Raw genomic sequence first — 13,434 nt, 5'->3', positions numbered from 1 at the left:
AGCTTCACCGGAGGCACGCATGGCGAAGTACCCTCTCATCAAGACGACGCTCAAAGACCGACTCCTCGGGGGGCATTACCCGGAAGGTCTCCCGCTCCCCAGTGAGCCGCAGCTTGCCCGTGAATTCGAAGTGTCCCGCATGACCGCCCGGCGCGCCATCGACGAACTCGAGCGCGAAGGCTACGTCTACCGCGTGCAGGGCGCGGGCACCTTTCCCACCGGCAAACGCTTCCGGCAAGGCGTGTTCCGGGTGCGGCCCTTCAAGGAATGGGCGCGCCACCCCGACCACCGCACCACCGTGCTGCGGGCCATGCAGATCGAGGCCACCCCGGAAATCGCGGTCATTTTGCAGATCGACCCCGGCGACCCGGTGATTTTCGTACACCGCCTGCGTACGGCGGGCGACGAGGCGCTGGTCATTGAGAAGCGCTACATCAACGCCCGCATGGTGCCCAACCTGCTTGAACGCAACCTCGCTGTCGAGAGCATCCACGAGACGATGGTCAGCATGGGCGTGCCGCTGCAGCGCGTCGAGCAAAACCTCGAAGCCGTCAACCTGCGTCAGGAAGAGGCCGACCTGCTGCGCGTGCCGCTCGGCACTGCCGCCTTCTTGCTGCGCCGCACCACCTACAGCGAAAACCGCCGGGCGAGCTACGCCAACTACTGGGTGCGCGGCGACCGCTACGCCTTCCAGGACACCTTCGAGCCTTAAAGCTGCGCGGCGGCGAGTCGGCCCGGCGAAACCGTAAGAAAAGCTGTTTCCGGCGGCTGGCGGAATTTGGTAACGTTTCCAGCAGTGAAGAAGGCGGTGACGACGTGAACCAACCGTCACCGCCTTTTTTGGTGCTTATCTGGTTTCACGCCCCTCTCTTCCCCCTGTTTGTTCACCGCTGGCCGAGCGTACCAGCAAGGAGTCCCTGAGCCCATGCCCTACAAGTCCCTGACCCTGCGTCCCGGTTCCCCCTTTCCGCTGGGGGCCACCTGGGACGGCAAAGGCACCAACTTCGCCCTGTATTCCGAAAACGCGACCGGCGTGGAGCTGTGTCTCTTCGACGCCGAGGGCCATGAAACCCGGTTTCCGCTGACCGAGCAGACCGCCTTCGTGTGGCACGGCTACCTGCCGGGCATCCAACCGGGCCAGCGCTACGGTTACCGCGTGCACGGCGAATATGCCCCGGAAAAGGGCCTGCGCTTCAACCCGAACGTGGTGTTGCTCGACCCCTACGCCAAGGCGCTCGACGGCACCGAGCAGTTCGACCGGGGCGTGTTCGGCTACGTCGCGGGCGGCGAGGACGACTCGCAGATGCAGGAAGAGGAGCAGCGCGGCGCGCCGTTGGGCCTCGTCGTGGACCCGATGTTCAACTGGGTGGGCGACCAGAAGCCGGGGATTCCCTTTCACCAGTCGGTGATTTACGAGGCGCACGTCAAGGGCCTGACCATGACCCACCCCGACGTGCCCGAGGAGCTGCGCGGCACCTACGCGGGCGTGGCGACCCCGGCGATTCTCGATTACCTGCGCGACCTCGGCATCACCGCCATCGAGTTTCTGCCGGTGCATCAGCATGTGGACGACCCCTTTCTGCTCGACAAGGGCCTGACGAACTACTGGGGCTACTCGACGCTCAACTTTTTCGCCCCCGACGTGCGCTACTCCGCTGAAGCCCGCAAGGGCAACCCGTCGGGCGCGGTCCCCGAGTTCAAGAACATGGTGCGGGCGCTGCACGACGCAGGCATCGAAGTGATTCTGGACGTGGTGTACAACCACACCGCCGAAGGCAACCACATGGGGCCGACCATGAGCTTCAAGGGGATTGATAACCCCACCTACTACCGCCTGGTGGCCGACGACCAGCGCTTTTACTTCGACTACACCGGCACCGGCAACAGCCTCAACGTCCGGCACCCGCAGACGCTGCAACTCATCATGGACTCGCTGCGCTACTGGGTTACCGAGATGCACGTGGACGGCTTCCGCTTCGACCTCGCCAGCACGCTGGCACGCGGTCTGCACGAAGTGGATCAGCTCTCGGGCTTTTTCACCATCATCCACCAGGACCCCATCATTTCCCAGGTCAAGCTGATTGCCGAGCCGTGGGACGTGGGCGAGGGCGGCTATCAGGTGGGCAACTTCCCGGTGAACTGGGCCGAGTGGAACGGCATTTACCGCGACGACATGCGCTCGTTCTGGAAGGGCGAGGGCGGGCTGGCGTCCGAAATCGGCTACCGCATCACCGGCAGCTCCGACCTCTACGAGTTCAACGGGCGCAAGCCGTATGCCTCCATCAACTTCGTGACCGCCCACGACGGCTTTACCCTGCGCGACTCGGTGACTTACGAACAAAAACACAACGAGGCCAACGGCGAAGGCAACAACGACGGCCACAACCACAACATCACCTGGAACTGCGGGGTGGAAGGCCCAACCGACGACCCCGAAATCAACCGGCTGCGCGGCCAGCAGATGCGCAACTTCCTGGCGACGCTGCTGCTCGGGCAGGGCACGCCGATGATTCTGGGCGGCGACGAGTTCGGACGCACCCAGGGCGGCAACAACAACGCCTACTGCCAGGACAACGACATCAGCTGGTACGACTGGGAGAAGGTAGATGAGGAGCTGCTCGCCTTCACCCGGAAACTGATTGCGCTGCGCAAGGCCCACCCCAGCTTGCACCGCCGCAAGTTCTTCGCGGGCCGTAACATTCGCGGCGAGGACGTGCGCGACATCGTGTGGCTGCGCTTCGACGGGGCCGAAATGAGCGACGAGGACTGGAACAACCCCCAAACCCAGTCGCTCGGCATGTTCCTCGCGGGCGACGGCCTGGCCGACGTGGACGCCGAGGGCAAGCCGCTGACCGACGACCACCTGCTGCTGCTGCTGAGCAGCTCGTATGTGGACCTGCCCTTCAAGATGCCCGACCTCGGCGGCTGCGGCGAGTGGGACCTGCTGCTCGACACCAGCGACGACGGGGCCGAGGAAAAAGTCGCGGCGGGCGGCGAAACCACCTTGCGGGGCCGCAGCGTCAAGCTCTACCGCTGCCAGGTGCCCGAAAAGGAACTGGAAAAGCTCGCGGAGCCCGCTGAAGCCTGAGCAAGGTCAAGTCTGCGCCCCGGCTGGGGCGTTTTCTTGTGGCGAGGGTAAGGCGCGTGACGGGCGCCGCCCAGGGCAGGCGCTAAGGTAACTCCCATGAACGAAGACTTCATGATGGTCCTTCAAAACGGCTCGGTCCCGGCCCGCTTCGTCACGCTGGAAGGCGGCGAGCGCGGCGTGGAAGTCGAGGGCGTGCAGTTTCCCTACGTGACCGATGAGGTGCCGCACGGCATTCGGGCGCTGACCGACGAGCAGACCCACAAGATGAGCGAACTGCGCCAGCGCTGCAAAGTGACCTCCGAAGCGGCGGTGCTGCCCTTCGATATCAACGAAGCTCCCCGGCGTGAAGAGTCCGGCCATGAACATTGACGCGAAGCTCGACCCGCAGGTCATCCACCAGCGCCTCGGCGTGGAGGCCTACAGCGACCACGAAGTCGGCGTGATGGTGGAAGTGTTGCAGGAGCTGTATGCCGACCGCGAGTTGGAAGACCTCTCCGAAGCCGAGTGGCTGCGCGCCTACGGCCTGATGCACCAGCGCAAGAAAACCGGCTGGATGACCGAGGGCGTGGTGGCGCCCGACGCCGAGGTGTAGAGCATTTGACACAATGAGGTTTCGTCAGAACTGGTCTGGATGCCCCCTCACCCCTTGCTGCGCAAGGCCCTCTCCCACCAGGGTAGAGGGTCAAAAATGCAAGGCATTCTTATATCAAATGCCCTAAAGGACTCGACCAAAGAAAACCCCCGCCAGCAACATGGGCGGGGGCTCTTTACATCTAGCCTCAGCGCGAGCGCAGGACGTTCTGCACCCAGGCGTCCACCAGCCGCTGCGGGTTGGCGGTGACGCTGGCCTTGACCGGGGCGGGGTCAGGCTGCTGGGTGAACTTGAACACCGGGTCGAGCTTGGTGCCGCTCACGGCGGGGTAAATCCACATCCGGGTGGGGATGTCGGCCTGCACCGCTGGGCTGAGCATGAAGTCCACGAACTTGCGGGCGAGCGCGGGCTGTTTGGCGCCCTTGAGCACGCCCACGCCTTCGAGTTGCAGCCAGGTCGAGCCGGGGAGCAGCAGATTGGCGGTCGGCGCCTGCGCGGGCAGCTTGGCCGGGTCGTAGTTGTCGGCGTAGAAGACCTCGGCGGCGGGGCTGCTCGCGTAGCTCAGCACGATGGGGTACTTGCCGCCCGCCCGCGTGAAGTCCTTGTAGTAGGCGTCCGACCAGCCGCGCACGACCTTGAGGCCGCCCGCACGGGCCGTTTTCCACCACTGCCACGCGCCCGCTTCGCCGTAATGATTCACGGTGGCGAGCAGGAAGGCCAGCCCCGGCGAGGAGGTGGCGGGGCTGGACACCACCGTCAGCCGGGCGTATTCGGGCTTTTTCAGGTCGTCAAGCGATTTGGGCAGCGCGAGGCCCGCTTTCTGGAAGTAGGCGCGGTCGTAGTTCAGCGCGACGTAGCCGTAATCCACGGTGTTCAGCAGCCCGGCGTCGTCGAGGCGGTACCCCGCAGGCACCTTGCCGAGCGCGGGCGAGCGGTAGGGCTGAAGCAGGTTCATCTGCTGGGCGCGGGCGAGCAGCGAATTGTCGAGGCCGTACACCACGTCGGCAATCGGGGCGCGGCGGGTCAGAATCAGGCGGTTGAGCAGTTCGCCCGCGTCGCCGCCCTTCACGAAGCGGACCTTGGCCTTGTTCTGCGCCTCGAACTGCGCGACGAGTTTCTTGTCCACGTCGAAAGAATCGTGGGTGATGACCGTGAGCGTCGTTTGGGCTTGGGCCTGGGCCGCGCCGAGCAGCAGCGCCGCAACAATCAGTTTCCGCATGGTGTCTCTCCCTCGCGTCAGGGGTCGGAGCAGAGCATCACACTCCCTCCGCCGGAATGACCCGGTTCAGGTTCCTGGGGTGTGTTCTCAGCCGCTGCCGAAGCAGGGCACCCCCGGTGACGCGAGCGGCAGCATAACAGCTTGCTCTGAAGCCGGCCGCGTGCCCGACCTCCCCACTCTCCTTCTGGGCGCTAGCCTGCCCGCCATGACGCTGCTGGTGTGGGTGGTGCTGCGAGGCGCATCGGGGCGGGTGCTGTTGGCCCGCCGACAGGGAACGGCTTATGCCAACGGCCTGTGGGGGCTGCCGGGAGGCCGGGTGGAAAGTGGGGAAACTCTGCAAGACGCCGCCCGGCGCGAGGTCCGCGAGGAAATCGGGGTGGAGGTGACGGGGCTGGGCGTCTTCGGCGTCTCGCGCTTCGAGGCGCAGGGACAGCCCGGCGTCGCCTTCCTGTTTCTGGCCGAGCAGTGGCAGGGCGAACCGACGCCGCTCGACCTCACCTCGGAGGTGGGCTGGTTTACGCTGGACTCACTGCCGCCTGATGCCCTGCCGTGGCTGGCGCCCGTGCTCGACCTGCACCTGCGCCGGGGCGTGCGAGTAAGTGAGCAACACACGGGCACCGTCACCGCGCTGCCGGACGCGCCGCTGAGGCAGCCGTGAACCGCGCTCCCCGTCCGCTGCTGGTTCTGGGCATAGTGCTGGTGGCACTTACCCTGCGGCCCGTCATTGCGGGCTTCGGGCCGCTGCTGCCGCGGGTGCAGGCCGAACTGCACGCGAGCGCGGCCACCATGAGCCTGCTCACGACCATTCCGCTGGTGTGCTGGGGCATTTTTGCGCTGGTCACGCCCCGGCTGACGCGCTGGCGCAGTCCCGAAGTTTTGATTGGGCTGTGCACCGCCCTGATTGCCCTCGGCACCTGGCTGCGGACCGGCGCCGCGCTGCCGCCGATTCTGCTCGGCACCGTGCTGGTCGGCGTGGGCATCGCCATCGTCAATGTCCTACTGCCAAGTCTGCTGCGGCGCGACTTTCCCCGGCAACTGGGCCTGATGACCGGGCTGTACTCGCTCGCCGTCGTCGGGGGTGCAGCGCTCGCCTCGGCGCTGGCGGTGCCGCTGGAACGCACGCTCGGCGGCTGGCGCGGGTCGCTGGGCGTGTGGGCGTGGCTGAGCGGGGCCGCGCTGCTCGCCTGGGTGCCGGCCATGCTGGGGCGCCCGGCGCGCTCGGCAGGTCCGGCAGTGCGCGGCCCGTCTGTGTGGAGCAACCCGGCCACCTTGCCGGTCACGCTCTATATGGGCACGCAGTCGCTGGTGTTTTTCACCTGGCTGACCTGGCTCGCCAGGCTCTTGCAGGACCGGGGTCTGAGCGCCGAGGCCGCCGGGGCACTGCTCTCGCTCGGCAACCTGGTGCAGTTGCCGTTCACCCTGTCGGTGCCGGTGCTGGCCTCGCGGCTGGGCAACGTGCGCCCACTGGTGTTCGGGCTGGTCGCCTGCAACGCTGCCGGGCTGCTGGGCCTGACGCTGTGGCCCACCGCGTCGCCGCTGCCGTGGGTGCTGCTGCTCGGTGTGGGGGCGGGCAGCGCCTTTCCGCTCGCGCTGCACCTCATCGCCGTGCGCGCCCGCGACGCCGCCGAGGTGCCCCGGCTCTCGGCCACGGCGCAGGGCTTCGGCTACCTGCTGGCGGCGAGCGGCCCCTTTCTCTTTGGGGCGCTGCACGACCTCAGCGGCGGCTGGAGCGCCTCGCTGAGCGCCCTGCTGGTCGGCACGGCGGCGATGCTGGTGACCGGACTGTGGGCGGCGCAGCGCTGAGTTTTCCCGTTTGGAAGCTGACCTCTTGCATCTTATTTCCATCTGGAATAGTTTCAAATGGAAATGAATGTTCCTCCCCCCTCCCCCGAATCCGACGAGCTGTACGCGCTCGTCCGCACGGTGCTGCGGCTTTCCCGGCGGCTGCGGCAAACGCTGGACGACCCGCTGGAGCGCGCCCTGGGCCTGAACACCCGCGAACTGCTGGTGCTTTCGGCCATCATGGACGGCTACGACACGCCGGGCGCCGTGGCCGAGCGTCACAACCTGCCCGCCCCCACCGTGACCCGCGTGGTGACCAAACTGGTGGAAGGCGGCCTGCTCAGCCGTGAAAACGACCCGAGCGACCTGCGCCGGCAGCGACTGGTGCTCACGCCACAGGGCGAGCGCACCCGCAGCGAGACGCGCCGCCGGGCGAGCGCCACCGTGCAGGAGCACTTCGGCCACCTCGACCCCGCGCTGGTGCAGGCCACGCTGAGCAACCTGCGGGCGCTCGAAGGCACGCTGCCTGTTCCCACCGAAAAAATTCCCACTGAAAAAAACACTCCGCGTGAGGTGACCGCATGACCGCCGCTGCCCCCATTCCCGCCGCGCCGCACAACACGCTTTCCGAGCGCGAGAAACTGCTCGCCTTCGCGGGCATCCTGACGGTGCTGTTTCTCTCCAGCCTCAACATGACGGTCGTCGGCAGCGCCATGCCGCGCGTGATTTCCGACCTCGGCGGCTTTCACCTCTATGCCTGGGCCTTTACCGCCTACTCGCTGACCACCACCGTTACCATTCCTATCGTGGGCACACTCAGCGACCGCTATGGCCGCCGCCCGCTGATTCTGCTCGGTATCGTGGTGTTCGCGCTGGGCAGCATGGGCCTGGGCTTCGTGCAGAGCATGGAGCAGCTCATCGCCCTGCGCGCCATTCAGGGCATCGGCGGCGGCACCCTGATGGCGATGAGTTTTACCGCCATCGCCGACCTTTTTACCCCCATCGAACGCGGGCGCTACCAGGGCTACACCGGCGCGGTGTGGGGCATCAGCAGCGTGGTGGGGCCGCTGGTCGGGGGCTTCCTGACCGACCACTTCGGCTGGCGCAGCGTCTTTTTCCTCAACCTACCCTTCGCGCTGCTCGCGCTGTTTTTCATCTGGCGCTTTTTCCGCCTGCCCGCGCCCACGCCCGGTTCGGTCAAGGGCGGCTTCGACGCGCTGGGGGCCACGCTCCTCGCCGGGGCCGTGACCACCCTGACGCTCGCCGTGTCGTGGGGCGGGGGCACCTACGCCTGGGACAGCCCGCGCATTCTCGGCCTGCTGGGAGCGACGCTGGCGCTCGGCGCGTGGTACGCCGCGCACAGCGCCCGGCAGGAGCGGGCCATTCTCGACCTGGGGCTGCTGCGTGACCGGGGGATTTTGCTCGCCAGCCTCGCCGGGTTTCTGGTGAGCGCCGGGATGTACGCCGCCATTCTGTATCTGCCGCTGTACATGCAGGGCGTGCGTGGGTCGAGCGCGTCGGGCAGCGGGCTGGCGCTGGCGCCCCTGATGGGCGGCATGATTCTGACGAGTACCCTCAGCGGGCAGCTCGTCAGCCGCACCGGGCGGTACAAGCGCCTGATTGTCGGCGGCGCCCTCGTCGCCTCGCTCGCGCTGGTGCTGAGCAGCACCCTCAGCCTCAGCACCCCGCTGTGGCTCGCCGTCACCATGATGATTCTTCTCGGCCTCGGCCTGGGGCCGGTCAACAGCCAGCTCACCCTGGCAGTGCAAAACGCCGCGCCGCGCCAGAAGCTCGGCAGTGCGACCGGCGGCAACCAGTTTTTCCGCCAGATCGGCGGCACGCTGGCGGTCAGCCTCTTCGGGGCGCTCGTCAACGCTCACCTGTCGCATGACCTGAGCGCCAAGTTGCCCGCCGCCGTGCGGCGCCTGCCCGCCCCCATGCAAGACGCCATCGCCAACCCCAACCTGCTGACGAGTGAGCGGGCCACGCACCTGCTCGGCTGGGCGCTGAAGAAGATGGGCCACCACGAGATGCTCGCCCCCATCATGCAGGCGCTGCGGGGCGTGATGGTCGGCGCCATCGACCAGGTGTTCCTCGTTTCGGCGGGCCTCGTCGGTCTGGCCTTCGTGCTGACGCTCGCGCTGCCCGAGCGCCCGCTTCAGGGCCGCGCTCAGTCGCGCCCGCAGGTGGCGGAAGAAGCGGTCGCCACCGATTGACCCTTCTTTCCTGACCTCGTGCCCCCGGTCCTTTGCGGCAGCGGGGGCTTTTTTTGATGCGCTGGCGGCGGTAGATGAGGGGCGACCAAGGGCCCCTTTCCGCCTGCCCGTTTTGACCAATTCAGGTGGTCAGTCGCCCGAGCTTTTCATGTTGGAAGGGGTCAGTGGGGCATCGTACACTGCTTTCATGACCCCACAACCCCCACCGCGCCCCCCGCGCGCCGATCTGCCGGAGCAGCAGCGTGAGCAGCTCAACACGGTCGAAACGCAGGAGTGGCTCGATTCGCTGGCCTACGTGTTTGCGAACGCGGGCAGCAAGCGGGCCGCCGATCTGCTCGAAGACCTCGACCACTACGCCTATTTTCACGGCGCCCCCATCGAGTTTCGGCAGACCACGCCCTACATCAACACCATCGCCGCCGAGGACCAGCCGGAGTACCCCGGCGACCTCGAACTCGAGCGCAAGATTCGCAACATCAACCGCTGGAACTCGGTCGCCATGGTCATCAAGGCCAACAAAAAGAGCGACGGCATCGGGGGCCACCTCTCGACCTACGCCTCCGCCGCCGAGCTGCTCGAAGTGGGCTTCAACCACTTTTTCCGGGGGCACGGCGCCGGGCAAGACCGTGACCTGGTGTTTTACCAGGGCCACGCCGCGCCGGGGATGTACGCCCGCTCCTTCCTCGAAGGCCGCTTCGACGAGGCCCGCCTCAACCGTTTTCGCCGCGAGTTGCAGCCCGACGGCGAGGGCCTGAGCTCTTACCCCCACCCCTGGCTGATGCCCGACTACTGGGAATTTCCCACCGTCAGCATGGGCCTGGGCCCCATTCAGGCCATCTACCAGGCCCGCTTTATCAAGTACCTGGAAAACCGGGGCCTCAAGCCACAGGGCAACGCCAAAGTGTGGGCTTTCCTGGGCGACGGCGAAATGGACGAGCCCGAATCGGTGGGCGCCATCCGCTTTGCCGCGTATGAAAACCTCGACAACCTGATTTTCGTGCTCAACGCCAACCTCCAGCGGCTCGACGGCCCGGTGCGCGCCAACTCCAAGGTGATTCAGGAGTTCGAGGCGCTGTTCAGGGGCGCGAACTGGAACGTCATCAAGGTGATCTGGGACTCCAAGTGGGACGAGCTGCTGCAGCACGACTACAACGGAGTGATCGTCAAGCGGTTCGAGGACCTCGTGGACGGCGAGTCGCAGCGCTACGCGGCGTTCGGCGGCAAGGAGCTGCGCGAGCACTTCTTCAACACGCCCGAACTCAAGGCACTCATCCAGGACTGGACCGACGCCGACCTCGAACTGCTCAACCGCGGCGGGCACGACGTGCAGAAGGTCCACGCGGCCTACGCCTCGGCCATGGGGCACAAGGGCAGCCCGACCATCATCATTCCGCGCACCGTCAAGGGCTACGGCCTCGGCGAAACGGCGCAGGCCCGCAACGTGGCGCACCAGGTCAAAAAGCTCGAGTTCGACGCGCTGAAAAACCTGCGTGACCTGCTCGAACTGCCGCTCAGCGACGAGCAGGTGGAGCACCTCGAGTATTACCACCCCGGCTCCGACTCGCCCGAGGTCAAATACACCCTGGCGCGGCGCGAGCAGCTCGGCGGCCTGATTCCGGCCCGCCAGGTCAACTTTCCGCACCTGACGGTGCCGCAGGGCAGCTTCTACGAGGAGTTCGCCAAGGGCAGCGGCGAGCGACAGGTCAGCACCACCATGGCCGCCGTGGGCATCATGTCCAAGCTGCTGCGCGACAAGGAAATCGGCAAATACATCGTGCCCATCGTGCCCGACGAGGCGCGCACCTTCGGGATGGACGCGCTCGTGCCGCGCATCGGCATCTACTCGCCGCGCGGGCAGACCTACCGCCCGGTCGACTTCGGCTCGCTGATGGCCTACAAGGAAGCCAAGGACGGCCAGATGCTCGAAGAAGGCATCACCGAGGCCGGGGCGATGGCGTCGTGGATTGCGGCGGGCACGGCCTACGCGCACCACGGCGTGCCGACCATTCCTTTCTACGTCTTCTACTCTATGTTCGGCATGCAGCGCATCGGCGACCTCGTGTGGGCCGCCGCCGACCAGCGGGCGCGCGGCTTCCTGCTCGGCGCCACGGCGGGGCGCACCACGCTTGCAGGCGAGGGCCTGCAACATCAGGACGGCAACTCGCTGCTGCAAGGCTACGTGGTTCCCACCATGAAGACCTACGACCCGGCCTTTGCCTACGAAGTCGCCGTGATTTTCGAAGAAGGCATCCGGCGCATGTACGTGGAGGACGTGGAAGAGTTTTACTACGTCACCGTCGACAACGAGAACGAAGTCCAGCCGCCCATGCCCGAGCACCTCAGCCACGAGGAGATTCGCCACGGCATCATGAAGGGCCTCTACCGCTTCCAGCCCAGCACCCTTGAAGGCGCCCAGCACCACGCGCAACTTCTGGCGAGCGGCCCGGCGATGGGCGCGGCGCAGGAAGCCGTGAAACTTCTCGAAGGCTACGGCGTGGCTGCCGACCTCTGGAGCGTGACCAGTTACAAGGAACTGCACCAGGAAGCCCTGATGGTCCAGCGCCACAACATGCTGCACCCCACCGAGGAACCGCAGGTCAGCTACGTCGCCGCGCAGCTCAACGAAGAAAACGCCCCCGGCGTGCTGATTTCGGTGAGCGATTACGTCAAGCTCGGCGCCGACGGGCTCAACGGGCACCTCGACCGCAAGCTGTGGACCCTCGGCACCGACGGTTTCGGGCGCAGTGAAGCCCGCGAAGAACTGCGTGACTTCTTCGAGGTGGACACCAAGCACGTTGTGCTGGCGACCCTCTACGCCTTGCAGCAGCGCGGCGAGGTGAAGGGCGAAGTCGTGGCGAAAGCGATTGCCGACCTCGGCATCGACCCCAGCAAACCCGCGCCCGTCCTGCGCTGACCAGAGAGGGTCAATGGTTGATAGAGAGGCGCAGACCCTTCTCTTTTCAGTGGCCGCTATGGTTTCGCACAGTTCCCCGGTTGATGGTGCACCCGTCAGCCGTCCAAGGAGTCCCGTCATGGCAACTGAACTCAAGCTCCCCGATGTCGGGGACAACATCGAAAAAGGCACCGTGGTGACGGTCCTCGTCAACCCTGGCGACAGCGTGACCGAGGGCCAGCCCATCATCGAAATCGAAACCGACAAGGCCGTGGTCGAAGTCCCGGCAAGCGCGGCGGGCACCATCGAAGCCGTGAACGTCAAAGTGGGCGACACCATCCCGGTGGGCGGCGTGATTGCTACCCTGGGCGGCGGCGCAGCCAGCGCTTCCGATTCTGCCCCCAGCGCCAGCGCACCCTCCCCGGCCAACGGCGGCGGCGATCAGGCGGCGAACGTGGAATCCACGCCGGCCACCGACAGCGGCACCGCACAGCGTGTGGCCCAGGCTCAGCAGGACGCCCAGAAAGAGCAGGCCGGGCAACCCACGAGCGGTGGCACTGCCGATGCAAATCAGGCTCAGGCAACGCCCAGCGAAGGCCAGAGCAGCGGCGGCCAGCAGGTCACGCTGCCCGACGTGGGCGACAACATCGAGAAGGGGACGGTCGTGACCATCCTCGTTAATGTGGGCGACACCGTCAGCGAAGGCCAGCCGGTCATCGAACTCGAAACCGACAAGGCTGTCGTCGAAGTCCCGGCCAACGCGAGCGGCACCGTGCAGAGCGTGGCGGTCAAGATCGGCGACTCCATCCCAGTCGGCGGCACCATCTTGACGCTGAGCGGCGCGGCTTCTACACAACCTACGGCTCCTGCACCTGAAAGTGCTCAACCCGCCTCCCAGTCGCAGCAAAGCACCCAGCCTGAGCCAGCTCGTCCTGCCGGCGCTCCGCAAGCCCAGGCCGCCGCACCTCAGCAGTCCGGCACCCAGAACCCCCAGACCTTCGATGGCCGCCCGGTGGTTCCCGCTGCGCCCAGCGTGCGCCGCCTGGCGCGTGAAATCGGCATTGACATTCACGCTGTTCACGGCACCGGCATCGCCGGACGCATCAGCGAAGAAGATGTACGCCGCACTGCCGGAACGCCCAGTGTGCAAGCGCAGGCCAGCGCAGCAAGCGCCGCTGCTCCCGCCCCTATGGCTGCTCCCCTCCCCAACTTCGAGAAGTGGGGCACGGTCCGCCGCGAGGACATGAGCGGCATCCGTAAGGCCACTGTCCGCAGCATGACCACGGCCTGGACGACCATCCCGATGGTCACCCACTTCGACAAGGCCGACGTGACCGCCATGGAAGAAACCCGTAAGCGCTTTGGGGCGCGGGTGGAAAAGGAAGGCGGCAAGCTGACCATGACCCACATCCTGATGAAGGTCGTGGCGAACGCCCTGCGCAAGTTCCCCAAGTTCAACGCCAGCCTCGACCTCGGCGCCGAACAGGTGATCTACAAGGAGTTCGTGAATATCGGCGTGGCTGTGGACACTCCGGTGGGCCTGCTGGTTCCAGTGGTCAAAGACGCCGACCGCAAAGGCATCACCGAGCTGGTCCTCGACCTCTCCGAACTCGCTGGCCGCGCCCGCGAGCGCAAACTCAAGCC

General features: G+C 66.3%; 11 protein-coding genes and 1 riboswitch (1 of these 12 only partly in view). Of the genes, 10 read left to right on the top strand and 1 reads right to left on the bottom strand.

Features of this window, described 5'->3' with window-relative positions:
• Positions 1 to 19: 19 nt before the first annotated feature.
• The 4 genes from DR_RS01380 (at position 20) to DR_RS01365 (ending at position 3,680) form a co-directional block, all read left to right on the top strand.
• A complete protein-coding gene (locus tag DR_RS01380; RefSeq protein ID WP_027480290.1) occupies positions 20 to 712 on the top strand; it encodes a GntR family transcriptional regulator in 693 nt (230 codons plus the stop codon).
• Between the two features lie 213 nt (positions 713 to 925).
• Positions 926 to 3,088, top strand: a complete 2,163-nt coding sequence (gene glgX, locus DR_RS01375; RefSeq protein ID WP_010886909.1) for a glycogen debranching protein GlgX — start codon at positions 926 to 928, stop codon at positions 3,086 to 3,088.
• 96 nt (positions 3,089 to 3,184) lie between these two features.
• A complete protein-coding gene (locus DR_RS01370) occupies positions 3,185 to 3,457 on the top strand; it encodes a hypothetical protein (protein WP_027480291.1) in 273 nt (90 codons plus the stop codon).
• Positions 3,447 to 3,680 (top strand): hypothetical protein, encoded by a 234-nt coding sequence (locus DR_RS01365; RefSeq protein ID WP_027480292.1) that lies wholly within the window; start codon positions 3,447 to 3,449, stop codon positions 3,678 to 3,680. The genes DR_RS01370 and DR_RS01365 overlap by 11 nt, the downstream gene beginning before the upstream one ends.
• A gap of 187 nt (positions 3,681 to 3,867) precedes the next feature.
• On the opposite strand, the gene DR_RS01360 is transcribed toward DR_RS01365, so the two are convergent.
• The gene (locus tag DR_RS01360; RefSeq protein WP_010886907.1) at positions 3,868 to 4,899 is read right to left on the bottom strand and encodes a thiamine ABC transporter substrate-binding protein; all 1,032 of its coding nucleotides are present in this window, start codon (positions 4,897 to 4,899) and stop codon (positions 3,868 to 3,870) included.
• A gap of 25 nt (positions 4,900 to 4,924) precedes the next feature.
• A riboswitch (TPP riboswitch) is annotated at positions 4,925 to 5,024 on the bottom strand.
• Positions 5,025 to 5,104: 80 nt separating this feature from the next.
• On the opposite strand from DR_RS01360, the gene DR_RS01355 reads away from it, so the two are divergent.
• From DR_RS01355 to aceF, 6 genes are all read left to right on the top strand, one after another.
• Positions 5,105 to 5,557 (top strand): NUDIX hydrolase, encoded by a 453-nt coding sequence (locus DR_RS01355; protein WP_051618905.1) that lies wholly within the window; start codon positions 5,105 to 5,107, stop codon positions 5,555 to 5,557.
• Complete coding sequence (locus DR_RS01350) at positions 5,554 to 6,702, top strand: CynX/NimT family MFS transporter (RefSeq protein WP_010886905.1); 1,149 nt, start codon at positions 5,554 to 5,556, stop codon at positions 6,700 to 6,702. The genes DR_RS01355 and DR_RS01350 overlap by 4 nt, the downstream gene beginning before the upstream one ends.
• 63 nt (positions 6,703 to 6,765) lie before the next feature.
• A complete protein-coding gene (locus DR_RS01345; protein WP_051618907.1) occupies positions 6,766 to 7,266 on the top strand; it encodes a MarR family winged helix-turn-helix transcriptional regulator in 501 nt (166 codons plus the stop codon).
• Positions 7,263 to 8,897 (top strand): MDR family MFS transporter, encoded by a 1,635-nt coding sequence (locus DR_RS01340; RefSeq protein ID WP_010886903.1) that lies wholly within the window; start codon positions 7,263 to 7,265, stop codon positions 8,895 to 8,897. Before DR_RS01345 ends, DR_RS01340 begins: the two co-directional genes overlap by 4 nt.
• A gap of 187 nt (positions 8,898 to 9,084) precedes the next feature.
• Positions 9,085 to 11,811: a pyruvate dehydrogenase (acetyl-transferring), homodimeric type gene (gene aceE, locus DR_RS01335; protein WP_027480294.1), complete on the top strand. Its 2,727-nt coding sequence runs from the start codon at positions 9,085 to 9,087 to the stop codon at positions 11,809 to 11,811.
• 118 nt (positions 11,812 to 11,929) lie between these two features.
• Positions 11,930 to 13,434, top strand: partial view of a dihydrolipoyllysine-residue acetyltransferase gene (aceF, locus tag DR_RS01330; RefSeq protein WP_027480295.1) — the 5' portion only. Its footprint extends 280 nt past the window's final position; only the first 1,505 of its 1,785 coding nucleotides appear in the window; its start codon is at positions 11,930 to 11,932; its stop codon lies off the right edge, out of view.

Origin of the sequence: Deinococcus radiodurans R1 = ATCC 13939 = DSM 20539 (assembly GCF_000008565.1) — a bacterium.
In the GTDB taxonomy this organism is placed as follows: domain Bacteria; phylum Deinococcota; class Deinococci; order Deinococcales; family Deinococcaceae; genus Deinococcus; species Deinococcus radiodurans.
The sequence above is the reverse complement of the archived record's forward strand: the minus strand, read 5'-3'. Positions and strand labels throughout refer to the sequence as shown.